A 515-nucleotide genomic window follows, 5' to 3' on the forward strand; every position below is an offset into this window, starting at 1 on the left:
TAATAAGGCAATTTGAAAATACATTTTCTAACGGTAAGATTTTTTATAAAAATTGCATACCTCATTTAAAACAACCAACCTTTCATATGAGACAAATAATTAAGCTTAAGGAACTTTATGACAACGATTCGTTAGATTTAATTTTAAAGTACTGTATAGATCAGAATATTTATGAAATTAAAGAGATAAAAAACATATTAAAGACAAAATACCTAGATATAGTTAAAGGCATTACTTCTAACGATGAACTCCTTACAATAAATGAAACAAGTCGGGATTTATCTTATTATGAGGAGGATCAATTTTAAGTATGAAAGATAAGATTAATACATCGCCAGACCATATTGTATCTCTTTTAAAACAGTTTAAACTCTTAGATATGCAATTAAATTTCGAATCAGAAATAGCATACGCTATCGAAAATAAGATTGGTCATCGAGAATTTTTAGTAAGATTACTCGAAATTGAAGCTAATGGTAAAAGAGAAAGAAACGCTATGAGAAATATTAAGGCAG

2 pseudogenes are annotated in these 515 nt (G+C 27.2%); both read left to right on the forward strand.

Features of this window, described 5'->3' with window-relative positions:
• A pseudogene (locus tag CLPUN_RS27680) lies at positions 1-308 on the forward strand (IS21 family transposase); the annotation flags it as partial.
• Positions 309-310: 2 nt separating this feature from the next.
• Positions 311-515 (forward strand): annotated as a pseudogene (locus CLPUN_RS13295) (IS21-like element helper ATPase IstB); the annotation flags it as partial.

It is taken from the genome of Clostridium puniceum, from assembly GCF_002006345.1.
Classification (GTDB): domain Bacteria; phylum Bacillota; class Clostridia; order Clostridiales; family Clostridiaceae; genus Clostridium; species Clostridium puniceum.